Origin of the sequence: Aestuariimicrobium sp. G57, assembly GCF_050110855.1 — a bacterium.
Taxonomy (GTDB): Bacteria; Actinomycetota; Actinomycetes; order Propionibacteriales; family Propionibacteriaceae; genus Aestuariimicrobium.
Map to the genome: position 1 here is coordinate 68,314 of NZ_JBNINW010000003.1, position 23,909 is coordinate 92,222.

At 69.4% G+C, this 23,909-nt stretch carries 26 protein-coding genes and 1 pseudogene; 11 read left to right on the top strand and 16 right to left on the bottom strand.

The genetic code is table 11. The features are described from left to right. Nucleotides 1-17: 17 nt before the first annotated feature. Nucleotides 18-1,088: a glutathione S-transferase family protein gene (locus tag ACQCX5_RS07280; RefSeq protein WP_434541369.1), complete on the bottom strand. Its 1,071-nt coding sequence runs from the start codon at nt 1,086-1,088 to the stop codon at nt 18-20. A gap of 305 nt (nt 1,089-1,393) precedes the next feature. Between ACQCX5_RS07280 and ACQCX5_RS07285 the strand changes: the two genes are divergently transcribed. Further along, nucleotides 1,394-2,479 carry a hypothetical protein gene (locus ACQCX5_RS07285; RefSeq protein ID WP_434541370.1) on the top strand — a complete coding sequence of 362 codons (1,086 nt, stop codon included), beginning with the start codon at nt 1,394-1,396 and terminating at the stop codon, nt 2,477-2,479. A 102-nt stretch (nt 2,480-2,581) separates the two neighbouring features. Here ACQCX5_RS07285 and ACQCX5_RS07290 read toward each other — a convergent pair whose 3' ends face one another. From ACQCX5_RS07290 to ACQCX5_RS07305, 4 genes are all read right to left on the bottom strand, one after another. Continuing rightward, complete coding sequence (locus tag ACQCX5_RS07290; protein WP_434541371.1) at nt 2,582-3,973, bottom strand: serine hydrolase domain-containing protein; 1,392 nt, start codon at nt 3,971-3,973, stop codon at nt 2,582-2,584. Between the two features lie 17 nt (nt 3,974-3,990). Next, on the bottom strand, nt 3,991-4,638 hold the full coding sequence (locus ACQCX5_RS07295) for a response regulator (RefSeq protein WP_434541372.1): 648 nt from the start codon (nt 4,636-4,638) through the stop codon (nt 3,991-3,993). Nucleotides 4,639-4,661: 23 nt separating this feature from the next. Continuing rightward, nucleotides 4,662-6,713, bottom strand: coding sequence for an MMPL family transporter (locus ACQCX5_RS07300; protein ID WP_434541373.1), 2,052 nt, complete (start codon nt 6,711-6,713; stop codon nt 4,662-4,664). Nucleotides 6,714-6,796: 83 nt separating this feature from the next. After that, nucleotides 6,797-7,951 carry a sensor histidine kinase gene (locus ACQCX5_RS07305; protein WP_434541888.1) on the bottom strand — a complete coding sequence of 385 codons (1,155 nt, stop codon included), beginning with the start codon at nt 7,949-7,951 and terminating at the stop codon, nt 6,797-6,799. Between the two features lie 64 nt (nt 7,952-8,015). On the opposite strand from ACQCX5_RS07305, the gene ACQCX5_RS07310 reads away from it, so the two are divergent. Next, entirely contained in the window at nt 8,016-8,711 is a 696-nt protein-coding gene (locus tag ACQCX5_RS07310) for a type 1 glutamine amidotransferase (RefSeq protein WP_434541374.1), read from the top strand. Nucleotides 8,712-8,723: 12 nt separating this feature from the next. Here ACQCX5_RS07310 and ACQCX5_RS07315 read toward each other — a convergent pair whose 3' ends face one another. Next, entirely contained in the window at nt 8,724-9,695 is a 972-nt protein-coding gene (locus tag ACQCX5_RS07315) for an SRPBCC family protein (protein ID WP_434541375.1), read from the bottom strand. 48 nt (nt 9,696-9,743) lie between these two features. Further along, nucleotides 9,744-10,109 carry an ArsR/SmtB family transcription factor gene (locus tag ACQCX5_RS07320; protein ID WP_434541376.1) on the bottom strand — a complete coding sequence of 122 codons (366 nt, stop codon included), beginning with the start codon at nt 10,107-10,109 and terminating at the stop codon, nt 9,744-9,746. Between the two features lie 193 nt (nt 10,110-10,302). Here ACQCX5_RS07320 and ACQCX5_RS07325 point away from each other — a divergent pair, with 193 nt between their 5' ends. Both ACQCX5_RS07325 and ACQCX5_RS07330 read left to right on the top strand, forming a co-directional pair. Beyond that, nucleotides 10,303-10,773 (top strand): hypothetical protein, encoded by a 471-nt coding sequence (locus tag ACQCX5_RS07325; RefSeq protein ID WP_434541377.1) that lies wholly within the window; start codon nt 10,303-10,305, stop codon nt 10,771-10,773. Beyond that, nucleotides 10,770-12,245, top strand: a complete 1,476-nt coding sequence (locus tag ACQCX5_RS07330) for a multicopper oxidase family protein (protein ID WP_434541378.1) — start codon at nt 10,770-10,772, stop codon at nt 12,243-12,245. Before ACQCX5_RS07325 ends, ACQCX5_RS07330 begins: the two co-directional genes overlap by 4 nt. A gap of 4 nt (nt 12,246-12,249) precedes the next feature. Here the strand turns inward: ACQCX5_RS07330 and ACQCX5_RS07335 are convergent, their stop codons facing one another. Genes ACQCX5_RS07335 through ACQCX5_RS07355 form a run of 5 tightly spaced genes read right to left on the bottom strand, consistent with a single transcriptional unit; the run spans nt 12,250 to nt 14,378 of the window. Next, nucleotides 12,250-12,588 (bottom strand): YnfA family protein, encoded by a 339-nt coding sequence (locus ACQCX5_RS07335; protein ID WP_434541379.1) that lies wholly within the window; start codon nt 12,586-12,588, stop codon nt 12,250-12,252. 29 nt (nt 12,589-12,617) lie between these two features. Then, entirely contained in the window at nt 12,618-12,884 is a 267-nt protein-coding gene (locus ACQCX5_RS07340; RefSeq protein ID WP_434541380.1) for a hypothetical protein, read from the bottom strand. A gap of 44 nt (nt 12,885-12,928) precedes the next feature. Continuing rightward, nucleotides 12,929-13,495 (bottom strand): hypothetical protein, encoded by a 567-nt coding sequence (locus tag ACQCX5_RS07345; protein WP_434541381.1) that lies wholly within the window; start codon nt 13,493-13,495, stop codon nt 12,929-12,931. A 44-nt stretch (nt 13,496-13,539) separates the two neighbouring features. After that, a complete protein-coding gene (locus tag ACQCX5_RS07350; protein WP_434541382.1) occupies nt 13,540-13,932 on the bottom strand; it encodes a hypothetical protein in 393 nt (130 codons plus the stop codon). A 50-nt stretch (nt 13,933-13,982) separates the two neighbouring features. Next, on the bottom strand, nt 13,983-14,378 hold the full coding sequence (locus tag ACQCX5_RS07355; protein WP_434541383.1) for an SRPBCC family protein: 396 nt from the start codon (nt 14,376-14,378) through the stop codon (nt 13,983-13,985). A gap of 32 nt (nt 14,379-14,410) precedes the next feature. Between ACQCX5_RS07355 and arr the strand changes: the two genes are divergently transcribed. Next, complete coding sequence (gene arr / locus ACQCX5_RS07360) at nt 14,411-14,833, top strand: NAD(+)--rifampin ADP-ribosyltransferase (protein ID WP_434541384.1); 423 nt, start codon at nt 14,411-14,413, stop codon at nt 14,831-14,833. Between the two features lie 19 nt (nt 14,834-14,852). Here the strand turns inward: arr and ACQCX5_RS07365 are convergent, their stop codons facing one another. Next, a complete protein-coding gene (locus tag ACQCX5_RS07365) occupies nt 14,853-15,335 on the bottom strand; it encodes a hypothetical protein (protein WP_434541385.1) in 483 nt (160 codons plus the stop codon). 47 nt (nt 15,336-15,382) lie between these two features. On the opposite strand from ACQCX5_RS07365, the gene ACQCX5_RS07370 reads away from it, so the two are divergent. Beyond that, the gene (locus ACQCX5_RS07370; protein ID WP_434541386.1) at nt 15,383-15,967 is read left to right on the top strand and encodes a TetR/AcrR family transcriptional regulator; all 585 of its coding nucleotides are present in this window, start codon (nt 15,383-15,385) and stop codon (nt 15,965-15,967) included. 112 nt (nt 15,968-16,079) lie between these two features. After that, entirely contained in the window at nt 16,080-16,502 is a 423-nt protein-coding gene (locus tag ACQCX5_RS07375) for a hypothetical protein (RefSeq protein WP_434541387.1), read from the top strand. Between the two features lie 86 nt (nt 16,503-16,588). On the opposite strand, the gene ACQCX5_RS07380 is transcribed toward ACQCX5_RS07375, so the two are convergent. After that, nucleotides 16,589-17,431, bottom strand: a complete 843-nt coding sequence (locus ACQCX5_RS07380; RefSeq protein WP_434541388.1) for a LysR substrate-binding domain-containing protein — start codon at nt 17,429-17,431, stop codon at nt 16,589-16,591. Between ACQCX5_RS07380 and ACQCX5_RS07385 the strand changes: the two genes are divergently transcribed. The 4 genes from ACQCX5_RS07385 (at nt 17,412) to ACQCX5_RS07400 (ending at nt 21,773) form a co-directional block, all read left to right on the top strand. After that, nucleotides 17,412-18,320 carry an EamA family transporter gene (locus ACQCX5_RS07385; RefSeq protein WP_434541389.1) on the top strand — a complete coding sequence of 303 codons (909 nt, stop codon included), beginning with the start codon at nt 17,412-17,414 and terminating at the stop codon, nt 18,318-18,320. The two genes, ACQCX5_RS07380 and ACQCX5_RS07385, sit on opposite strands and share 20 nt — an antisense overlap. A gap of 88 nt (nt 18,321-18,408) precedes the next feature. After that, nucleotides 18,409-19,077, top strand: coding sequence for a dihydrofolate reductase family protein (locus tag ACQCX5_RS07390; protein WP_434541390.1), 669 nt, complete (start codon nt 18,409-18,411; stop codon nt 19,075-19,077). Nucleotides 19,078-19,129: 52 nt separating this feature from the next. Then, the gene (locus tag ACQCX5_RS07395; RefSeq protein ID WP_434541391.1) at nt 19,130-20,497 is read left to right on the top strand and encodes a dihydrolipoyl dehydrogenase family protein; all 1,368 of its coding nucleotides are present in this window, start codon (nt 19,130-19,132) and stop codon (nt 20,495-20,497) included. A gap of 73 nt (nt 20,498-20,570) precedes the next feature. Continuing rightward, on the top strand, nt 20,571-21,773 hold the full coding sequence (locus ACQCX5_RS07400) for an MFS transporter (RefSeq protein WP_434541392.1): 1,203 nt from the start codon (nt 20,571-20,573) through the stop codon (nt 21,771-21,773). A 19-nt stretch (nt 21,774-21,792) separates the two neighbouring features. Here ACQCX5_RS07400 and rocD read toward each other — a convergent pair. Together rocD and ddaH are read right to left on the bottom strand one after the other, a co-directional pair. Continuing rightward, nucleotides 21,793-23,051 (bottom strand): annotated as a pseudogene (rocD, locus tag ACQCX5_RS07405) (ornithine--oxo-acid transaminase). Beyond that, a complete protein-coding gene (gene ddaH, locus ACQCX5_RS07410) occupies nt 23,021-23,833 on the bottom strand; it encodes a dimethylargininase (RefSeq protein ID WP_434541393.1) in 813 nt (270 codons plus the stop codon). Before ddaH ends, rocD begins: the two are co-directional and overlap by 31 nt. Nucleotides 23,834-23,909: the final 76 nt, after the last annotated feature.

Sequence of the window (23,909 nt, forward strand, 5' to 3'; positions counted from 1 at the left end):
GCTGCTCCACCCCGGAACTACTGGCGCAGCGGCAGGATCGTGTGTGGCGGCACCTCGTCGGGTCGCACCGGCCCGGGGGCCGTGCCGCCGGCAGCCCGGTTCCACGGGTCATCGCCGAGCGCCTCACGGCCATGCGGGGTCAGCCAGTTGGCCAGGTCGGGGCCCAGGGGCACGATCTGGCTCGGGTTGATGTCGGCGTGAACCACGTAGTAGTGCTGCTTGATCTGCTCGAAGTCGATGGTGTCGCCGAACCCGGGGGTCTGGAACAGGTCACGGGCATAGGCCCACAGCACCGGCATCTCGCTGAGCTTGGTGCGATTGCATTTGAAGTGGCCGTGGTAGACCGGGTCGAAGCGCGCCAGTGTGGTGAACAGCCGAATGTCGGCCTCGGTGATGTGCTCACCCATCAGGTAGCGACGGTCCGCGAGCAGTTCCTCGAGCCAGTCCAGCGCGGTCCAGAGCCGGTCGTAGGCGGCGTTGTAGGCCTCCTGGCTGCCGGCGAACCCGCACCGGTAGACCCCGTTGTTGACCTCGGTGTAGATCCGCTTCATCACCGGGGCCATCTCGTCACGCAGGTGTTCGGGCCACAGGTCGGGCGCACCCTCGCGGTGGTGCTCGTGCCACTGCGTGGCGAAGTCCAGCGTGATCTGGGCGAAGTCGTTGGTGACCACCTCACCCGTGGACTCCTCGACGATGGCCGGCACCGTGATGCCGCGTGGGTAGCCGGGGAAGCGTTGCTCGTAGGCCTGCTTGAGCTGGTGGATACCCAGCACCGGGTCGAGACCACCCTCGTCCAGGTCGAATGTCCAGGAGTCGGCGTCATGGGTCGGCCCGGGCAGCCCGAGCGAGATCACATCCTCGAGGCCGAGCAGTCGACGCGAGATGATCGTCCGGTTCGCCCACGGGCACGCGCGTGCCGCGACGAGGCGGTAGCGGCCGGGCTCGACCGGGTACTCGTCCTCGCCGGGGCGCGGGTCGGCCACGATCCGGGTGGTGATGTAGTTCGTGTCGCGGTTGAACTCCTTGCCCTTCTGGGAGTAGACCCCGCCGCGGTTGTGCCCCTCGTCCTTGACTGTCGCTGTCGCCATGTCACCAGCCTATGACCAACGTCACACCGGGGGTGATGAATGAGCATGCCCAGCACCACATGGCCGCATTCGTCCACGTGGCGCACGCATGTGCGTGCGCTACCGCGGTCTGGCTGACATCTGTGCAAATGGCCCGCGACAAGGCAAGACACGGATGTTCATTAACCCACCCCTCTGGTGATTTGATCGACGGGCATGTTAGTTTTCGGAGCGAAGGGGCCCCCGTCCCCTCGGTCAGGTCCACTGTGCTGTGGGCCTGATTTCCACAGCGGCGCCGCGTGCGCCCGTCTTGAATGGGAACAAGGATGTTCACTGCTTCACTTGGCATCTTCCTGTTGGGCCTGCTGCTTGCGGCCGCAGGAGGATTCGTCGGTGCAGCCATCGGCGGTAACTTCGCCTTCGCGCTCACCGGCTTCTGCGTGCTCTTTGCCTGGGGCATCTCGGTCACCCCCGTGGGTGACGCCCTTGGCATCGACCCTGCCATTGCCTTCAACTACGTTGCCTTCGGCCCGTTCATGGGCCCCCACATCACGTTCGCTGCCGGTGCGGCCGCTGCCGCCTATGCGGCACACAAGCGGTACATCCCCACCGGCAAGGACGCCACCAGCCCGCTGGCCGGCCTGGGCAAGGTCGACGTGCTTCTCGTCGGCTCGGCCTTCGGTATCCTGGGCTACCTCGTGCAGATCGGCCTCTCGAAGATCCCGTGGTTCGGCAGCCACACCGACTCGGTCGCCCTGACCGTGCTGCTGTCGGCCCTCACCCACCGCCTGCTGTTCGGCACCTCGGCTGCGGGCAAGGCCTCGATCTTCAACACCGAGAAGCTGCGTACCGCCCCCAAGGCCAAGGGTGGCTTCATGGGCAAGTGGGACACCGACGAGAACAACAAGTGGCTGCCCTACCAGGAGACCCCGGCCCAGTTCAGCGCCATCGGCATCTTCTTCGGTCTGTTCGCCGCTGGTGTCTCGCTGATGCTCGCCATCAACTTCCCGACCATGGCCGGCAGCGCGCAGACCTTCGTCTTCGGCATCTCAGCCATCATCGTCCTGTTCCTGATCCTCGGCTGGGACATGCCGGTTCAGCACCACGTGACCATCACCGCCGGTCTCGCGGCTGTGCTGTTCTTCCCGATCCTCGCCGGTGAGGCCGGCAAGGGCTACGCCTTCTACACCGGCCTCGAGACCATGGACAGTGGCCTGTGGCTGACCGCCATCGGCGCCGTCCTGATCGGTGCGCTCTTCGGTTGGGTCGGCGCACTGCTCGGTGAAGTCTTCCAGCGCCTGTGGTACGCACGTGGCACGACCCACGTCGACCCCCCGGCCTCGTCGATCTGGCTGAACACCACCATCATCTGGATCGTGGCCAGCATCGCCGGCTTCGGCGGTGGTTTCTGATCCACCCCGCGTGAACCCGCTCGGGTTCACCACTCCTGACGCGCATGGCCCGTCGAGCTCCGGCTCGGCGGGCCATGTCGTACTTTCTGCTGGTGGTGCGGCTCAATGCCAGGGCCGCCAACCACCATCCCCCAGTCCACCGGGCACGTCACTGGCGGGGTCATAGGGCTGGCGTGCATGGTGCAACCGGGCCAGCGTGAACCAGCGCGGATCGTCCGGGTGGTCGGGGTCAACCAGCAACTGCTCACCGAAGGCGAAGTCCTCGCTCGTGCCCAGCAGGTTGCCCCGGGCATCGGTCCGCACGATGGTGCGCCAGTCGGGGTCGTCAACCTCGGTCAGCACCACCTCGTCGTCGCGCACGACGACGTGCACGGGCTGGGTGCCGCGGTACCAGAGTCCCCCGATGGCCACGAGGTGTTCGGGCAGTGGACGCCGTGCGCCGTCACCGGCCGCGGCATCGTCGACGAGCGACGGCAGCCCGGCCGCCCACTCATCCAGCCACTGCTGCACCCCCGTCTGCCGATGGGTGGCGTTGCCACAGATGGCCAGCGCTGCACCGGTGCGCGGGTCGAGCGCCAGCTGGGCCGTGAACCCCGGCACCGACCCGGTGTGCAGCACGCGCACCCGGCCGTCAGGGTTCTGCAGTCGCAGGCCCAGCCCATAGGCCTCGTCCCACGGGTAGCCCTCGGCCAGCGCCAGCGCGGCGGGGTGGCGCATCAGCGCCAGGGTGTCGGGGCGCAGCACGCCGCGACCGTCACCCGCACCCGCCAGGAACGCGCCGAACACCGCCAGATCGCTGGGCGTCGACCACACCTCACCCGCCGGCCCCATCGCCAGGTACGGGGGCACCGGTTCGGGGTGGACGAGCTGCCGCAGCGGGTGCACACCCACCCCCACGGCATGGTCGTCCCCACCGGTGATGTCTGTCTGCGCCATGCCCAGCGGGGTCCAGACCACCTCGCGCAACACCTCGTGCCAGGTGCGCTCGTGCACCACCTCGAGCAGCCGGCCAAGCACCGCGTAGCCCAGGTTGGAATAGTGGAACCCGAGCCCGGGGCGGGCGATGCGCCCCTCGTGCCGGCCGAGCGGCATTGCGACGAGGTCGTCCCAGGTGGCGCCGCCGGCACGTTCCCACCAGGGACCGTCCGGTTCGGCGACCAGACCCGACGTGTGGGACAGGAACTGCGCGACACTGGCGTCGGCGGCGGGGGCATCGGGCAGCCAGGTGCGCATGGGGGCGGCCAGGTCGACCTCGCCGGCCTCGACCAGCGCCAGCACCGCGACGGCCACCTGGGGCTTGGTGATCGAGGCGACCCGGTACCGCGTCGTCGCCGTCGGCACCAGTGGCTGCCCACCCAGGGGGTTGGCATCGCCGACGGCTGCGGCCCAGACCACGTCGCCGGCGCGGGCTGCGGCCACCGACAGCGACGGCTGCCGCTCGCGGTGCAATCTTTCGACCAGCTCGTGCTGCCAACGGTCGAACGGCTCTGTCATGGCTCCCCCTGTACCGGTCAGTCCAAGAGTCCCAGTTCTCGTGCCCGGTTGGCGGCAGCGGTGCGAGAGTCGACACCGAGCTTGGCGAACGCCCGGACGAGGTGGGTTTTCACGGTCGCCTCGGTGATGAACAGCGTGCGGGCAATGTCGCGGTTCGAAGCCCCGACCGCGACCTGGGCCAGCACCTGCCGTTCGCGGCTGCTCAACTCGACCCGCGGGGCCCGCATCGTGTCGACCACCCGTTGGGCCAGGTCGTCGGGCAGCACGTCGAGACCTGCCGCGGCATCGGTGACGGCCCGGATGATGGTCTCGGGGTCGGCGTCCTTGAGCAGGTAGCCCGCCGCCCCGGCCTCGACGGCCCGGACGATGTCGCGGTCATGGTCATAGGTGGTGAGGATGACAACGGCCGGGCCGTCGCCGTCGGCACCGCCCGGGCGCAGCTGTTCACACAGCCACACCCCGTCGCGGGCCACGGTGTCCTGCTCCCCCACCCCGAGCCGCAGGTCGGTGAGCACCACATCGGGTGTCAGGTCGTGGGCCGCTTGCAATGCCTCGTCCACGGTCGCGGCCGCGCCGACGACGACAACGCCGGGGGCGGTGGCCAGCAGCGCGGCCATGCCCTGGCGCACCACGGGATGGTCGTCGACGATCAGCACCCGGGTCATGGCTGCCAGCGTATTCCCACGCCTCACGCCGCGCGCCGGGGCCACCACATCCGGTCGCCGAGCAGCCCGAACAATGCCGGGACGATGACCGTGCGCACGACCAGCGTGTCGACGAGCACACCGACGCAGACGATGATGCCCAACTGCCCCATGACCACCAGCGGCAGCACGCCCAGCGCCGCGAACACCGCCGCGAGCACGATGCCCGCCGACGTGATGACGGCACCGGTGTGGCGCACGGCCTCGATGGTGCCACGACGGGTGCCGTGGGTGCTGCTCTCGTGACGGATGCGCTCGATGAGGAAGATCGAGTAGTCGATGCCCAGGGCAACCAGGAAGATGAACGCGTACAGGGGCACCTCGATGGCGAGCGCGGGGCTGCCCATGATCCACTGGCTCAACATCCAGCCGGCGCCCACAGCGGCGGCGGCGCTGACCACATTGACGACCAGCAGCAGCACCGGTGTGACCACGGCCCGGGTGAGCACGAACAGCACCACCAGGCTCACCAGCAGCACCAGCGGTGCGATGACCAGGAAGTCGCGTTGCTGGGCGGCACGCTGGTCGAGGTCCTGCGCGATGGCCCCGCCCACGAGGGCATCGGGGTGGCCACCCTCGCCGAGCACGTCGCGCAGTGATTGCACGAGGTCGAGCGCCTGCTGGGTGCCGGGCGCCGGTTGGCCGACCACCTGCAGTGCCGACCTGCCGCGGGCGGCGTCGGTGAGGGTGGGTGTCACGCTGGTCACCCCGGGCACGCCACGCAGGCTGGCGGTGACCGCGTCGAGCTCGGCCGTCGGCACGATGACCTGGATGGGTGCGGCCGAACCCGCCGGGTAGTGCTGGGCGATCACGCCCAGCCCGTCGACCGATTCGGCCTTGAGGCGAAACTGGTCGGCCTGGTCGAGCCCGACCCGTACACCGAACAGCCCGGATGCCAGCACCGCCAGCAGCGCCAGTCCGCCCAGCAGTGAGCGGACGGGGTGGCTGACGACGGCCGAGGCGATGCGCCCCCAGACCCCGGGACGGTCCTCGGCGTCTGCGGTGCCTGCGCCCTGAAGCGCGCGCGGGATGAACGGCCAGAACGCGCCTCGTCCGACGACGGCCAGCGCTGCGGGCAGCACGACCACGACGCTCAGCATCGCCAGCAGCAGGCCGGCCGCCGAGGCCAGGCCCAGCCCACGGGTGTCGGGCAGCACGGCGAACAGCAGGGTGAGCAGGCCGATGACCACGGTCAGGTTGCTCGCCAGGATCGCACCCAGGCTGCCGCGCCACGCGACTCGCAGCGCGTCGCGGTGGTCGGCATGGCGGACAAGTTCTTCGCGGTAGCGGCTGATCAGCAGCAACGCATAGTTGGTGCCCGCACCGAACACGAGCACGCTGACGACGCCGCCCTCGGCATGCCACCCACTCGCCAATGACAGGGCGTTGGTCAGCTGGGTCGCGGCCTGGTCGGCGAGCCCGACCACAGTCAGCGGCACCAGCCAGAGCACGGGCGAGCGATAGGTGGCCAGCAGCAGCACCGCGACAATGCCGACCGTCACCAGCAGCAGGGTCACGTCGGCACCCGAGAAGCTGTCGGCGATGTCTGCGCCGAACGCCGGGCCACCAGAGACCAGCACCGTGAGGTCGGCCGGTGCCTGCGCAGCAATCGCCGCACGCAGCGTGGTGACCTCGTCGAGGTTGTCAGAGGCCGAATCACTGGCCGGCACCGGCACCAGCGCAATGACGGCCGCGCCGTCCTCACTCGGGATGACGGCGGGCTTGGTGGTGCCGGACAGCTGCGCTGCAAGACGGGCGAACTCACCGACCTGCTGTGGGCTGAGCTGCGCCCCATCGGCGCGGTGGGCGACGACCAGCACCGCGGACCTGTCGCTGCCGGGGAACTGCTTGAGTGCGTCCGCGGCGAGTTTCGATTCGGCCGTGGCGGGCAGGTTGGCCCCACGAGGGGCGGTGTCGAGCCGCCCCAGGCCGATGCTGAGCCCGGCCACCACGACCAGGAACAGCGCAAGCACCACCCATGCCGACCTTCTGCCGGTCAGCACCCTGGCCAACCCGGACCCTGCCTTGACGTCCATCACCACTCCTTCGGGCCGTCGGTCGGCCCACCTCAATCGAGGCTAGGTTTCGGGGGTGGTGCGACGCCTGCCGCCGGTGTCCATCAAGCGGATGACACCGGCAGCGTGGCCGTCACTGCGGTGCCCCCGCCGGGGGTGGACGAGACCGTGAGCGATCCCCCGGCCTGCTCGACGCGTCGGCGCATCAGGCCCAGGCCGAAGCCGCGGCCCTGCCCGGGGCTGGGCGCGTCCACGTCGAAGCCGCGCCCGTCGTCGGTGACCGCCAGGCTGACCTGGCTGCGGTCGTCGTCCGTGCTGAGCGCCAGCACCAACTGGTCGGCGTCCGCATGCTGCACGACGTTCGCGACCGCGGACTGGGCCACCCGCACCAGCACCGCCTGGGTGGCCACATCAAGCGCAGGCATCCCGTCAGCGACGTCGACGGTCGTGGCCGGTCCCCCGCGTGCCGTGGTGTTCCCGGCCAACCGGCGCAGGGCGTCGGCCAGGGTGCTGTGGGCGGGGGCTGTGGGGGCCAGGTCGGTGGGGGCCATGCCGGCCACCAATTGGCGCGCCTCAGTCAGGTTTTCGGCCGCCGTGCTGCGGGCCTGGTCGACCAGCCCCGCCGCCGCCGTCAGATCGGTGGGCAACACCCTTTGGGCGGTGCTGAGCAGCAGCTGGATGCTGGTGAACCCCTGCGCCAGGGTGTCGTGGATCTCGGCGGCGAGGCGTTCTCGTTCCTCGAGCCGGCCGGCCCGACGCTCGGCCTCGAGCAGTTCGGCCCGAGTGCCCTCGAGCTCGTCGAGCAGCGCCTGCCGACGCTCTGCCTCGTCCCCCAGCGCCTGGAAGCTGCGCATGGCCACGACGGCAAACCCGGCCCCGAGCAGGGGCCCCAGCACGATGCCCACGCTGAAGGCGCCGTTGCGCCACGCGAGCAGCGCCACGGTCGCGGCGAACGTCAGCCCCACGACCACGATGCCCACGCGTGAGCGCAGCAGGTACAACTCGATGAAATACAGCGGAAACGCGATGAATGCCGCGTTGGGCGAGACGAGGGTCAACCAGCACCAACTCGCGAGCATGGCGGTGAGCCACACCCCGCTCGGCACCTTGCGGGCCAGGCCCGCCGCGAAACTGGCCAGTAGCGCGGCGGCGCTGACGAAGGCCGACGCATGCCACCCGCTGCCGGGGGCGTGTGGGGTCGTGACCACGGCGAAGAAGGTCAGAAAGACGACGAGTGCCGAGGTCGCCCAGCGAATCATGGCGAGCACGTCGCCATCCTGTCACGGTCGCCGCGCGCCCCCACGCTGCCACTAGGCTCGACGCATGGCGAAGAAACCCCGCATCACGGTGCTGCAACCCGAGTCCGACGTGCCGCTCGACCGTTTCGAGCAGTGGCTGGCCCGCGGTGTGCGCACCTCGCTGATTGCGCTCGACCGCCAGGATGTGCCGGGCCTCGAAGCGGTCGGCGACGGGCTGATCATGCTGGGTGGGCGCATGAGCGCCCATGCCGACCTGCCGTGGATCGACAAGGTCAAGGACCTGATGGCCGACCTCGTCGACATCGATGTGCCGGTGCTCGGCATCTGTCTGGGCCACCAGGTGCTCGCCGAGGCGCTCGGTGGCAAGGTGCGGGTCGCCGACCCCCGTGGCCCCGAAGAGGGGGCCGTCAACCTCGAATGGCTGCCGGGTGCCGTGGACGACCCGGTGCTCGGCCAGGCGGCGCTGCTGGGTGGCCCGGTGCCAATGTCGCACAACGACGCGGTCTCGCGGCTGCCGGACGGTGCCGTCGAGCTGGCCCGCACCGAGGTGTATGCGAATGCGGCGTTCCGGGTGGGCAGCGCCTGGGGCGTGCAGTTCCACCCCGAGGCCTCGCCCGAGCTGATGCAGCACTGGTGGCGCCTCAAGGGCCACAAGGGCACCACCATGCTCGACCGCATGCGTGCGGTCGATGCCAAGGTGGCGCCCACGTGCCAGTCGGTGGCCGACGGCTTCACCGCGGTGGTCAACGGCGATGCCTGAGGGTCGTGCCGGTCAGGCTGCCAGCACCTGGTCGAGTCGGGCGTAGCCCGTCTCCATCCCGTCGACCATGCCGGTGCCCAGGATCATCTCGCGGGTCTCGGTGTCGGGGTAGGTGATGACGATGGTCACGAGCGTGCCGCCGTCGACCGCGACGAGCGAGAGTTCGTTGGTGGTGCTCGGACCGTCGGTGCCGATCATCCGCTCGGTGGTGACGCTGCGGTAGGGCTTCTCGATCTCGAGCGCCTCACCCGTGAACCCGAACTGCTCGCCCGACGCGTCGTTCTTCCATTCGTAGCGGTAGGTCTGGCCGACCTCGGTGGCGACCTCGGCAACCGGCAGTGACCAGCCGTCGGGGCCGAGCATCCACTTCTTGAGCAGTGCGGGGTCGTGGTGGGCGGCCCAGACCTGGTCGAGGGTGCCGCGGACGACGCGCGATGTGCGGGCCTGGTGGTCACCGAGGCGTTGCAGTTGCGTGGGCGCCTCGGCGGCGAATGCCTGCAGGTCGGCCAGCACATCATCGATCTGGCCCATCGCCGATTTCATGCCCTCCTCCATGCCCATGTCGAGCAATTGCTGAAGTTCGTCGGCGCTGTTGAACCAGGTGGTGGTGGTCAGCCGAGAGCCCTGGTCGGTGGGTTCGAAGGCGAACACCATGCGCATGTTGGGCATCTCGGGGTTGGCGTCGCCGTCAGGACCGGCGAAGCCGTCGCGCACCTCGAACGACCTGCCGGGGTCGACCTGCAGCCATTCCCAGTAGCCGGCCGACTGGTCGCCGTCGGGGCCGGTCATGACATAGCGCGACCGGCCACCCGGGGTGACGTCATGGCGGGTGAACGTGGCGGGCCAGCTCTCGGGGCCCCAGAAGCGCTCGAGCTGGCGCGGGTCGGTGTACGCGTTCCACAGCCGTGCGACGGGTGCGGCAAAGTCGGCGGTCACGGTCAGTGTGAGCGCTTCGGCATCCTTGTTGATGCTGGTGATGGGCATTGGAGTGTCCTCTCCGAAGGTGGTTGGTGGTGTGGGTGTGGGCATGGGTCAGTCGTCCTCGGCGAGCAGGGCGTCCAGCCGATTGACCCGTCCTCGCCAGAGTTGTTCGAACTCGTCCAGCAGCAGTTGCGCCTGCTGGATGCGCCCCGGGTTGCCACTCACGAGTCGCTCGCGGCCCTGCGGGCTCTTCGACACCAGTCCTGCGGATTCGAGGACGGCGACATGTTTCTGCACGGCTGCGAACGACATGTCGTACTCGGCCGCCAGGGCTGATACCGACACCGGGGCCTTGAGCGTGCGGCGCACGATGTCGCGCCGGGTCGCGTCGGCGAGTGCCCGGAAGATCCGGTCGATCTCGTCGTCGCTGAGCGGTTCATGTCGCTCGGGTGGGGGCTCCAGCTGATATACAACCATTTGGTTGTATATTATGCCGCCGTCAGCCCGGGGTCAAGGGGTCGTCGAAGATTCTTCGAACTGGTTCGTAACCTGAACTTTCCATCGGACGTATTTCTACCGGGGCAACCCGCTCTTCACTGATGGCTGGGCACCTGTGCGCGGCCGCCCGGCAGCATGTCCGGGAGAACATCACCCGAAAGGAGGCGCCGCGATGCGCAGTGCCTACAAGTACCTCGCCTACCTCGTCTGCGTGCTCGTCATGGTGCAGGCCTCATCCCACGCGTTCGCCTCGGCAGGCATCGCCAAGTTCCTCGAGAACGGCGGCACCATCGACGTCAACAGCACCGAACTGCCCGACTTTCCCGAAGCAGTCGGCCTGATGATCCACGGCATCAACGGCATGATGGTCATTCCGCTTGTCGCGCTCGTGCTTCTGGTCGTCTCGTTCCTCACCAGGACCCGCGGGGCGGTGGTCCGGGCGGCTGTGGTGTTCGTCCTGGTCGTCGTGCAGGTCACCCTGGGCCTGGGCGGCCACTCGATCACCGTCCTGGCCCTGCTGCACGGCATCAACGCCCTGTTGGTGTTCGGGGCGGCGTTCGTCGCCGCTCGATTCATGGGCAAGGCGTCACGTGAGACCGTCGCCGCCCCCACCCACGCCGCAGCCGGCGTCCCGGTCGGGTGAGCGCACGGTCGACCACCTGGGTGCGTCGCGCGGCCGCCCTGGTGCTGGTGGTGGCACTTGTCGCCGTCGGTGTGGCGTGGTGGCGCAGCCAGATGCCCGGCACCTACTCAGCGGCGGCGATGGGCCGACCGGACTTCGGGGGCGGCACGAGGTTCGGTGACCACCAGGGCGGTCACACGGGGGGCACGAGCGTGGTCGACCTGGTCGACCCGCACCGCCGCCCTGATGCACGCGTCGAACTCGTGGCCCGCGCCCAGCAGGTGACGTTGCCGTCCGGCCAGACGTTCGACGGCTACACGCTCAACGGCACCACCCCGGGGCCGACACTGCGGTTCACCCAGGGCCAGTACGTCGAGGTGGTGCTGCGCAACGAGAACGTGGCGGGCGGCACGACCCTGCACTGGCACGGACTCGATGTTCCCGCCGCCATGGACGGTGTCGCCGGCGTCACCCAGGATGCCGTCATGCCCGGCGGCAGCTTCACCTACCGGTTCACCGTCACACAGTCGGGCACGTTCTGGTACCACTCGCACCAGGTGTCGCACCGCCAGGTCGTCGGGGGGCTGTTCGGGGCACTCGTCATCGACCCGGTCGGCACCACGACACCCGCGCCCGACGCAATCGCGGTGACCCACAACTACGCCGGTGGCTCGCGCAGCATCAACGGCGTGGTCGGCGATGTGAGCCACACGGCCAGCCCGGGCCAGGTCGTGCGGGTGCGCGTGGTCAACACCGACAATTCCCCGCTCGGCGTGTGGGTCGTCGGCGCGCCCTTCAGGGTGCTGGCCATCGACGGCACCGACCTGGTCGGGCCGACACCGTTGACCGGCACCAAGCTGCTGCTCACCGCTGGCGCGCGCGCCGACCTCGAGGTGCGCGTGCCCCCCTCAGGTGCGGTGCGCGTCGCGATGCCGGGCGCGTCCATGGTGGTTGGGCCCAAGGGTGCGACTGCGCCGCCTGCCGGTGCCTCGCCCGGGCCGACACTCGACCTGCTCGGTTACGGCACCCCGGCCGCCACCGGCATCGACGCGACGGAGGCTGATCGGCATTTCCGGTACGCCATTGGTCGGCTCCCGGGTTTCCTGCGGGGTCGTCCGGGCTATTGGTGGACGATCAACGGGCGCATGGGTGACGACGTGCCCATGTTCATGGTGCGCAAGGGCGACCTGGTCGTGATGACGATCTCGAACAGTTCCGGGCAGGCCCACCCCATGCACCTGCATGGCCACCACCTGCTGGTGCTCTCGCGCAATGGCGTCACCGCGACGGGCTCGCCGTGGTGGGTCGACTCGCTGCACGTCGAGAACGGCGAGCGGTACGAGGTGGCCTTCCGCGCCGACAACCCCGGGGTGTGGATGGACCACTGCCACAACCTGCCCCATGCCCGCGACGGGTTGATGACCCACCTGATGTACGAGGGGGTCCAGACGCCGTTCCTGCTCGGCAAGAACTCGGGCAACGAACCCGAATAGCAGGTCAGGCCTCGGCGCGCGGCCCGTACATGATCACCGCCACCCCGACCAGGCACAGCACGGCCCCGATGGTGTCCCAGCGGTCCGGCCTGAAGCCGTCCATGACCATGCCCCAGACCAGGGAACCAGCCACGAACACCCCGCCGTAGGCGGCGAGGATTCGTCCGAAGTTGGGGTCTGGCTGCAGCGTCGCCACGAAGCCGTACAGGCCGAGCGCAATCACACCCGCGCCCAGCCAGGCCCAGCCCCGGTGTTCGCGCACGCCCTGCCACACCAGCCACGCACCCCCGATTTCGAGCAGCGCGGCCAGCACGAACAGCGGGATCGACCTGAGCACGTCCATGACGCCAGTGTGGTCGATCCTGCCCGGGCTCAGGGCCCGACAGCCCGGCGCGTGTCGTAGTGGGCCTCGAGCAATTGCGCGCACATGGCGACGAAGTTGGCCAGTTTGCCCTCGAAGGGACCGCCCGGTTGGATGCCGGCCCGCAGTCGTCGGATCATCGCCTGGACGACCTCGTCATCGAGTTCCTGGGCGGCGTGGACGACATTGATGGCTGCGCTTTGCAGTTCTGCTGGCAACGTGGAAAAGGCCGCAGCGAAGTCGTTGACCCCGCCCTCACGATCGTTGTGGTGTGCCATGTCACGAGGCTACTCTGCCTTGTCAGGCCGCGGGCGAGGTTGGCTCAGCCCGCCGCGGCAACCTCGGCCAGCATCCCCCGCCAAAAGGTGCGCCACTGCTCGAGCCCGTCGGCCGTGGGCAGCTTGTCGTGGTTGACGGCCAGCGCCGACTTCTGCCCCCCGGGCTTGTTGGTGATGTTCACCGAGACGGTCGCGCCGTCGGCCATCGTGACCCGCCAGTAGCGCCACTTCTCGGTGCTGCTGGTGCGGGGACCATCAACAATCGGTTCGCCGTTGAGCTCGCCGGCGCCGTCGAGGTGCGCCGACCAGCGGGCGAGCACGTCGTCCATGTCACCGGGCAGGGTCTTGCTGACCGTCACCGAGAAGTCGCCCTCGCACCGCTGCCCCGGCAGTCGGCGGCCGATGTGCTGCTCGTAGGCGACGGCGACACCTTGCGCCCACCATTCCGGCGACGAGGACGAGCCCTGCTTGATGATGCGCCCGAGCGCCAGCCTGGCGATACCGGCATGGTCGAGCGTGTGGGCCTGCTGGGCATCGAGCCAGGTCGCCCAGTCGTCCCAGGCGATGCCGCTGCCGGTCTGCAGGGCCTTGGTGTTCGCGGGTGTGGTCATGGGCACCATGGTCGCAGGTTCGACGGGGTTGGTTCACGCGCCGTTCAGCTGATCTGGTCGGCGCCCACCACCTCGACGTCGAGGTGGTGGTCGGCCCAGTGCAACCGGACGAGCACGTGCTGGCCGTCATCATGGGCGTCGGCGACAGTGACCGCCTTGTCCCTGGCCAGGGCCAACGCCAGCTCGCGCAGACGGCGCGAGGGGTGGTCGGCATTGACCAGCAGGGCGGAATGGTCGGCGAACTGCAACCGCGCCACGCCGTCGCTGAACTTCGTGATGCTGCGCAGCGGCGTCAGCCGGGTCTGCACGCGCTGCAGTTGCACCAGCCACGCGGTCACGAGCTCGCGACGATGCTGCGCCGCGGCGGCGGTGAATGCGGCGGCGAGTTCTGGATCGGCGAGCGCTTCGAGAGCCTCGCGGGAGTCCCGCGTGACCATGATCCATTCTCTCTCGCCCACCGGGAGGATGGAAGGGCGGCGCCGAAAGGTCAGCCCTGCAGCACGTCGCGCAGTCGGGCCAGGTCATCGGCGACCATCGCGGAGTCCCGGTCATAGTCGTCGTCGCTGACGCCCTCGAGGCGGTACAGCGTGAAGACAACCTCACTGCCGGCATCGTTGGCGAGCACCCGCAGCGGGTTGTGCACCACGACCCCGTCGGGCAGCACCACGTCGTGGTCGAGGATGCCGAGGTCCACCGGGCCGGTGAACCTCACCTCGACGTCCCCCATGGGCGAGGACGTGAGCCAGCGCTCGTCCTCGTGCCGGATGCCCGCACTCAACCCCGCCGCCCACAGCGGCAGGTTGGCGGGGTCACCGACGAAGGCTGCGACGGCAGCGGGGGGACGGTCGATGCTCACGGAGAGGTGGCGAACTGGCCAGGTCATGGCCCGACCCTATGCCCCCGGGTTAGCCTGCAATGGTGACTGAACTGCTTGATGAGGGTCCGTTCTTCCACGGCACGATCGCCGAGGTGCCGGTGGGTGGGCTGCTGAGCGCCGGTTTTCCGTCGAACTACCGGCCCGAGATCGTGATGAACCACATCTATTTCACCGCGACGGCGGACGGCGCAGGGCTGGCCGCCGAGCTCGCCCGCGAGCTGGCGGGTGGCAAGGCTGAACCGCGGGTCTATCGGGTCGAGCCCACGGGGGCGTTCGAGAACGACCCGAACGTCACCGACAAGAAGTTCCCGGGCAACCCGACCCGGTCGTACCGCACGAGCGAACCGTTGCGGGTCGTGGCCGAGGTCGACGACTGGACGCGCCTGAGCCCCGAAGCGTTGCAGCAATGGCGGGACAACCTGCGCCGACTGCGCGACAGCAACGCCGAGATCATCAACTAGCGCCAGCCTTCCCCGTGCGTCACGCCCAGTGCCGCCGGGCGAACGCGACGATGGCGACCCACAGCCCGACGGGCCACAGCACCCACGGCGCGTAGTGGGCCAGCATGAGGGCCCGCTTCCAGCCGGCCTCGACCTGGGTGACGGGGTTCGAGATGCCCCGCATCGTGAGGGTCACCAGCTGCCAGCCGGTGACGGCGATGATCAGGCTGACGAGTGTCGCCCCTGTCGCAGCGATCGCGACCACCAGGCCGGGCGGGATGCGATGCCCAGCAATCCGCTCGCCCCACGGCTGCACCAGCCCCAGGACGAGCAGCGAGGCGATGGTCTCGACGGCGATGAGCCCGAGCACGTAGAAGAGGCGGCCGCCGTGTTGGAATTCGGGCGCCGGCGACCAGCCGGCACCCCAGACCAGCATGTGCAACCGCCAGATGACCGGCAACAGCCCGGCCGCGACGGCCACCCACGCGGCGATCACCGCCCAGCGCTGCGGAGGTTTTAGCATTACAGTTCTAAAATACATATTCAAAAACTACGTCTAGGGTGGGGACCATGGCAAGACCCGCGCGCTTTTCTCCCGACGACATCATGGACGCCGCCTCCGCAGCCGTCCTGGAGCACGGACGCGGCGCAACGCTGGCCCAGGTGGCGCAAGCCCTGGGCGGCCCGACGGGCTCGATCTACCACCGGTTCGCCTCACGCGACGAGTTGATGGCCGCGCTCTGGTTGCGCTCCATCCGGCGATTCCACGTGGGCCTGATGGCGGCGTACACGCTGCCCGACCCTCAGGAGGCATTGCTGGCAGCCACCAGGCACATCCCGATGCACTGCCGCGAGCACCCGGCGGACGCAATGGCGATGACACTGCATCGTCAGCCAGTCCTCGCGTCGTCCGGACCGGTGTCGCTGCGCGACGAGGCGCGCATGATCAACGACGAGGTGGACGCCGCGATGCGCGACCTGGTGGTGGCCCGCTACGGCGAGGACTCCGACGACGGGTTCCGGCTGGTCATGCTCGCCACACGAATGTGTCCTTTCGGCATGGTGCGCCCGTTCGTGGGCGGCGAGGTGCCGCATTGGCTGGACGAGACCTGTGTCGCGGCCGCAGAAGGAATCCTCGGGCTCGGCGACCGCTGAGCGTCGAACCCGAGCGCCATGACGGCGGCCCACCTGTGGACAACTCGAGAGTTGTCCACAGACGCGGGAATCGGCCCCCGAAGAGCCCCGGTCATCGATGAGACTCACTGCCATGACCTTTGAAGACCTGCCGGACCACTGGAACGAACTCCCCCTCACCGACCCCACAATGACCGCCGATGCCGTCGACCTCGTGCTCAGCGACCGCGACCGCGCCGCATGCAGTTTGCTCGTGCTGTTGTGCGACGACGACTTCGTGCCCCTGCAGCCCATCGTGATCGGCGAGGTCGACTGGAACTGCAGCGCGCGCGAGCGTCGCAAGGGGTTCTCATGGCTCAAGGACGTGCCGGTGGGTGGTGTCGTTGTCGCCATCTCGGCGATGCACCAGCTGCCCACCACCATGGCACAGCGTTGGCTGCGCACCGCCCAAACCGAGTTGCGGGACGGGCCCACACTGCTGGGTTTCTACACAGCCGCGGTGGGCGAACAACCGCGGGCCGTCACGCAGCCGGTTGCCGACGAGATCGCGTCGTGACGCTGCACTACGCCTGGGCGTGCCAGACCCGGTCGAGGTAGCACTCCACCTGCTCCTGGGTGCGGGTGAGCTGCTGGACCTTGACGTCAACGTGAGACTTTGGCATCGCTGCCATGAGCGAGCACTTCACGGACGGCCCCGGCATGCAGCACGCCTCTCGTCCCGGTGCGATCGACTGAGCCTCGCCAGGCCACGTCGTCCAGCACGCTGCGAACGAACGCCATGGCGGCCGGAGACGGGTTGAAATCGCTCCAGGCGAGGTATTCGACCCGTCCCGGGCCGTCAATCATGGGGACCGCACTGACCCCGGGAACGTCGCCGATCGCCCCGGGCGTCAGCAGGGCCACCGCCAGGCCGCGGCGCACCAGACCGAGCATCAGGTCGACGCCGGCCACCTCGAACGCCACATCGCGCGCCACCCCCTGGGCAGCGAATGCGGCGTCGGTCTGCGCGCGCCCCGAAGAACCAGCAGCGAAGTCGGCGAACGTCTCAGCAGCGAGGTCAACCAGACGGACGTCGTGACGCCCAGCCAGTCGGTGGCGCTCAGCAACCAGCAGCACGTGCTTCTCTCGGGCGAGCACCCGCGACTGCACCCCGAGCGGTGGCGTGGCCTCGCTGAGCCCCAGCACGGCCACGTCCATGGTGCCGTCGATGATCCGCGTGACGAACCCGGTGCTGACTCCCCCGCGCACGGCGATGCGGACGTCCGGGTGTGCCTGGTGGAACGACCCGAGCAGCGCGGGCAGGTCCAGTGCGGTCACGGTGGGGATGAGACCCACGGTCAGGGTGCCGCGGACCAGCCCGGCAGCTGCCGCGGCGTCCGTCGCCGCCCGGTCGGCGGCGTCGAGGCATGCCCTGGCACCGACCAGGAAAGCCTGCCCCGACGCGGTCACCTCGACACGACGACTGGTGCGTGCGAAGAGCGTCACCCCGAGAGCCACGCATGCCTCGTCCGGTCGTGTCCGGCGCACCGCGCTCACCGCCATGGCACCGATGGTGTGGGGCACGACCTATGTCGTGACGACGCACCTGCTGCCCGAGGGGCACCCGATGTTCGCGGCGCTGATGCGTACGCTGCCTGCGGGGCTGCTCGCGCTGCTCATCTCGCGCCAACTGCCGCGCGGGTCATGGTGGTGGAAGAGCCTGGTGCTGGGCACGCTCAACATGGGCGCGTTCTTTCCGCTGTTGTTCATCGCGGCGCAACGCCTGCCCGGTGGGGTCGCCGCGACCCTTGGCGCGGCCCAGCCGCTGGTGGTCGTGGCGCTCACAGTGGCGCTGCTGCACGAGCGGCTCTCGCTGTGGCGGCTCGGCTGCGCGGTGGTGGGTGTGTTCGGCGTGGCGCTGGTGGTGCTCGGCCCGGACACCCACCTCGACCCCGTGGGCATCGCCGCAGGCGTGGCCGGCGCGGTGTCGATGGGGGCAGGCGTGGTGCTGACGAAGAAGTGGGGCACGCCAGCGGGTGTCACCCCCATCGCCCGCGCAGGCTGGCAGCTGACGGGTGGCGGGCTGGTGCTGCTGGTGCCGACGCTGCTCATCGACGGCGTGCCGCCGGGCATCGACGGCCCGGCGATCGCGGGTTACGTGTGGCTCGGGCTGGTGGGTGGCCTGCTGACCTACACCCTCTGGTTCACCGGCATCGCCCGGCTGCCGGTGACGGCCACGGCACTGCTCGCCCTGCTGTCCCCACTGGTGGCAGCGGTCTGGGGGTCGTGGTCTCGGGCGAGTCGTTCACCATCGCGCAAGGGGCAGGCTTCGCGCTCGCGCTGGCGGCGATGCTCGCGGGCCAGCTGGCCCCCGCGCGGCTCGGTCGCCGGGTGACCCGCGCGCCGTTGTTGAGCGAACCCGGGCCCGGCTGAGTGGCGCGACTACCGTGGATTCCCCACCCCCCTCACACCGAGGACATCCCATGACCCAGCGTGTGCGAGTCCAGAATTTCGGCGTCAGCCGCGACGGCATCGCCGCCGGCGCTGACCAGACCCTCGACCAGCCCTTTGGCAGTGCCGTCGACCCGATGCGCCTGTTCTCGTGGGCCGTCGCCACCGCGAGTTGGCCCAACCGCACCGAACCCGGCGGCAGCCGCGGCTTCGAAGACCACGTGATCCGCGATTTCACCCACGGCATCGGCGCCGAGATCATGGGCCGGAACAAGTTCGGCCACCAGCGCGGCCCCTGGCCCGACGATGGGTGGCACGGCTGGTGGGGTGAGGACCCGCCGTTCCACACCCCGGTCATCGTCCTGACCCACCACGAGCGCCCGCCCCTGCCCGTCGGTGACACCACCTTCCACTTCGTCAACGCCACACCGGCCGAAGCACTGGCCCGCGCGTTCGACCTGGCCAATGGCTTGGACGTCCGCATCGGTGGCGGCGTCACCACCGTGCTTGAGTTCCTGGACGCCGACCTGATCGACGAGCTGCATGTGGCGATCGCCCCGGTTGAGTTCGGCGACGGTTTGAAGCTCTGGGATCGCCCCGAGGACCTTGAGGACCGATTCCACCTCGAGAAGATCACGGCACCGAGCGGGGTCGAGCACTGCTTCCTGTGGCGCCGCGACGGCACACCGGTCCAGACTTGATCCAGAGTCAAGCGGGACGTCTCGCCCAGAGCCCTCGACCGAAGGAGTCGTCATGGCAGAGAAGACAGATGTCATCGTCATCGGCATGGGCCCCGGGGGTGAGTCGGCTGCCGCGACATTGGCCAAGGCCGGCTTGCGCGTCGTCGGCATCGAGAAGAACCTCGTCGGCGGCGAATGCCCCTATTACGGCTGCATCCCGTCCAAGATGATCATCCGCGCCGCCAACGCCCTCGCCGAGGCACGCAGGGTCGCCGAGCTGGCCGGTACGGCCGAGGTGGTGCGCGACTTCTCGCCGGTCGCCCAGCGCGTGCGCGACGAGGCCACCGACGACTGGGACGACACCGTCGCCGTCGAGCGCTTCGAGAAGGCCGGTGGCCATTTCGTGCGCGGCACCGCCACGGTCACCAGCCCGACAACCGTCCAGGTCACCGGCCCCGACGGCGACCTCGAGTTCGAGGCTGCCCGGGCCATCGTTCTCAACACCGGCACTGATCCGGCCGTGCCGCCGATCCCCGGGCTGGCGGGCACCCCGTTCTGGACCAACCGTGAAGCCATCGCCGCCACCAGCGCACCGGCATCGCTGATCGTGCTCGGTGGTGGCCCCATCGGGCTCGAACTCGCCCAGGCCTTTGCCCGCTTCGGCACCCACGTCGATGTGCTCGAGGGCCTCGACCGGCTGCTGCCCCTCGAAGAACCCGAGGCCAGCACGCTGATCGAGGACGTCCTGGCGGCTGAAGGGCTCGGCATCCACACGGCCACCCGCGCCGAGGGCGTGCGCCATGACGGCAAGGCCTTCACCGTCACCGCCGGGGACCGGGAGTTCAGTGCGGAGCGGCTGTTGGTGGCCACCGGTCGGCAGACGCATTTCGAGGCCCTTGGCCTCGCCTCACTCGGTCTGGACACCAGTGCGAAGGTCGTCCCCACCGATGGGTACCTGCGGGTGGCTGAGGGCGTCTATGCCATCGGCGACATCACGGGCCACGGTGCCTTCACGCACATGTCGATGTACCAGGCGAGGATCGCGGCCGCCCACATTCTCGACCAGAATCCGGACGCGGCCAGCTACCACGCCGTGCCACATGTGACCTTCACCGATCCCGAGATCGGCGGGGTGGGCCTTACCGAACACCAGGCCAGGGAACAGGGCGTGCCCGTCGCGACCGCGACCGCGCAGGTCCCGAGTTCGGCGCGCGGTTGGATCCACAAGGCCGGTAACGATGGCTTCATCAAGCTCGTCGCCGACACCGATCGCGGCATCCTGGTCGGTGCCACCTCGGCAGGCCCCACCGGCGGTGAGGTGCTGTCGATGCTCACCCTCGCGGTGCACGAGCGCACCCCGATCGCACGGCTGCGCGACATGGTCTACGCCTACCCGACGTTCCACCGCGCGGTCGAGGACGCCCTGGGCCGACTGCCCTGACCCGGGGACTAGTCTGGCGACGTGTCGACCACGAAGACTGCGCCCGCCCCTCGCATCAGTCCCTGGCAGATGGTTGACCGGGCTCGGGCTGGTCAGCCTGTTCGCCGACATGGTCGCAGACGGCGGCAAGGCGTTGTACGGGCCGCTGCTCGGTTCGCTCGGCGCCTCGGCACTGATCGTCGGCCTGGTCACCGGTGCGGCAGAGGCGACGTCCCTGCTGCTGCGGCTGGTCGCCGGCCCGCTGGCGGACGCGAAGGGCAACCACTGGAGCTGGACCATCGGTGGTTACGCCTTGACGGCGGTGTGCATCCCGTTGCTGGCAGTGACGCCGTCCATTGGCGCGGCAGGGGTCATCGTTGCCTCGACGCTGATCATCCTCGAACGGGTGGGCAAGGCGTTCCGCAGCCCGTCGAAGTCAGCGCTGCTCGCGCAGGCGTCGCGGGCGATCGGTGCCGGGCGTGGGTTCGGGGTGCACAAGGCACTCGACATGATCGGGGCCGTGTCCGGGCCGTTGATCGTGGCGGCGGTGCTCGCGTGGCGGGGGCAATTGTGGCTCGCGTTCGCCGTGCTCGTGATTCCCGGCGCCATCACGATGGCGATCCTGTTCTGGCTGCGACGCACGGTGCCCAACCCGTCGGTGTTCGACCCGGCGGCGTCCGAGTCGGGTCATGAGGCGCCGAAGGCCACGACCAAGAGCGGCTTCCTCGACCTGGCCGTCGGACGAGACCTGCCCAGGAGCTTCTTCGTCTATGCCGTGGCCGCCGGCCTGATCTCTGGCGGGCTGGTCTCGTGGGGCATCGTCTCGTTCCACCTGCAGCGCGCCGGCATGGTGCCGCTGGCCCTCATTCCCGTGGTCTTCGCCGGTGCCATGGGCGTGGGTGCCATGGCCGCGCTCGGCAATGGCTGGGCCTATGACCGCATCGGCACGAAGGTGCTGCTCATCGTCCCGCTGTTGACCGCACTCGTGCCCGCGCTGGCACTGGGCGACTCGCTGGGATTGGCGCTGCTTGGCATGGCCGTCTGGGGCATGGCTACCGGTATCCAGGACTCGACCATCAAGGCCGTCGTGGCGAAGCTGGTGCCACAGGCCCGGCTCGCCGGGGCGTATGGGGTGTTCGCGGCCATCCAGGGGGTGGCGGCGCTGGTCGGCGGCATCGTGGTGGGCGCGCTGTACGACGTGTCGCGACCCTGGCTGATCGTCGTGGTGGCGGTGGGCCAGGCGGTGGCGCTGGTGCTGCTGATCGTGACCGAGACGCGGGCCGCGCGGACTGCATAGCGGCCGGCCGGCCTCGTCCTCACCCCTGCTGCAGCACCGCCTCGAGCTGGTCGATCGCCCAGTCCAGGTCGTCCTGCGTGATGGTCAGCGGCGGCGCGATGCGGATGGTCTGCCCATGCGTGTCCTTGACGAGCACGCCGCGGGCCAGCACCCGTTCGGCGACCTCGCGTCCGGTGCCCTTGGACGCCGCGATGTCGACGCCTGCCCACAGCCCGGCGACGCGCACTTCGGTCACCCCATGCCCCAGCAACGCCTCGAGCCGGGCCTTGAGGTGGTGCCCCAGCGTCACCGCCCGCTGCTGGAACTCACCGGTGCGCAGCAGCTCGACCACCCGCAGCCCGACCGCCGCCGCGACCGGGTTGCCACCGAAGGTCGACCCGTGCTCGCCCGGCTGGAACACCCCGAGCACGTCGCGGTCACCGACCACCGCTGAGACCGGCAGGATGCCGCCGCCCGCGCCTTGCCCAGCAGGTACAGGTCGGGGACGACGCCCTCGCGGTCACAGGCGAAGGTCGTGCCCGCGCGTCCCAGCCCCGACTGGATCTCGTCGGCGATGAACAGCACCTGGTGGCGGGTGCACAGCTCACGGACGGCCCGCAGGTAGCCCGGCGGCGGGATGATCACGCCTGCCTCGCCCTGGATCGGCTCGATCAGCACGGCTGCGGTGTGCACGTCGATGGCGGCCTCGATCGCGGCGGCGTCCTGGTAGGGCACGACGGTGAAGCCCGGGGTGAACGGGCCGAACCCTTCGCGGGCGAGCGGGTCGTCACTGAACCCGACAATCGTGGTGGTGCGACCGTGGAAGTTGCCGGCGGCCACGATGATGCCGGCCTTGTCGGCGGGCACCCCCTTGACCCGGTAGGCCCAGGCACGGGCGGCCTTGATGCCGGTCTCGACGGCCTCGGCGCCGGTGTTCATGGGCAGCACGAGCTCCTTGCCGCACAACTCGGCCAGGGCGGCGCAGAACGCACCGAGCTGGTCGTTGTGAAAGGCCCGGCTCGTGAGCGTCAGTCGTCCGAGCTGGTCGATCGCCGCGCTGACCAGGTCGGGGTGTCGGTGCCCGAAGTTCAGGGCTGAGTACGCCGAGAGCAGGTCGAGGTAGCGCCTGCCCTCGACGTCTGTCACCCAGACGTCTTCTGCGGTGGCCACCACCACCGGCAGCGGGTTGTAGTTGCGCGCGACATGCTCGTCCTCGTCGTGGATGAAGCCGGCAGTCATCGTCTCGTGGTTGGTCGTGGTGCTCATGGTCAGGCTCCTCGCAGTTCCAGGGTGCAACATTTGATGCCGCCGCCGCCCAGGTGCAGTTCGGAGACGTCGACGGTGACGGGGTGGTAGCCGCGCTCACGCAGCTGGGCTTCGAAGGTGGCGGTGTGGGGTGCGATGACCACGTTGTGGCCGTCGCTGATGGCGTTCACCTCGAGCGTCGGCGGCGCCGAGGCAGCCACGCGGATCGCGTCAGGGAAGCGTTCGGTGAGCACCGCCCTGCTGGCGGCGTCGAAGGCCTCGGGCAGATAGGCGATCGTCGTCCGGTCGAGCACGCACAGTGCGGTGTCGAGGTGGTAGTACGCCGGGTTCACCAGCCGCAACGGGACGACCTCGCGGCCGAACACCCGGGCGACTTCGGGGTGGCTGGCAGGCTCGGAACGGAAGCCGTGCCCAGCGAGGATCACGTCGCCGACCAGCATGAGGTCACCCTCACCCTCCTGGATCGCCATCGGCTCGACGACGTCTAACCCGTGGGCGGCGAACCAGTTCATGAAGGGCCGTTGTTCGGCGCGGCGCTGGGTGACCCTGAACCTCGGGCCGAGGGCCACGCCGTCGATGACCAGCCCACCATTGGCGGTGTAGACCATGTCGACCAGCCCCGGGATGGGGTCGATCAGCTCGACCTCGTGGCCCAGTGCGACATAGGTGTCGTGCAGCCTCTGCCACTGCCGCAGCGCCCTGGCCGTGTCAGGCGGGTGCGCCCTGCTCATCCAGGGGTTGATCTCGTACGTGACCGCGAAATGGTCAGGCCGGCACATGAGGTAGCGACGGTGCTGCATTCCCGCGGAAGTCATGGCGCTCCCCACCGAGGACGGTCGGCGGACGCTGTCCCGGGGCCCGGCGGCAGTTCAACCCGCTGCGTTGCGGGGA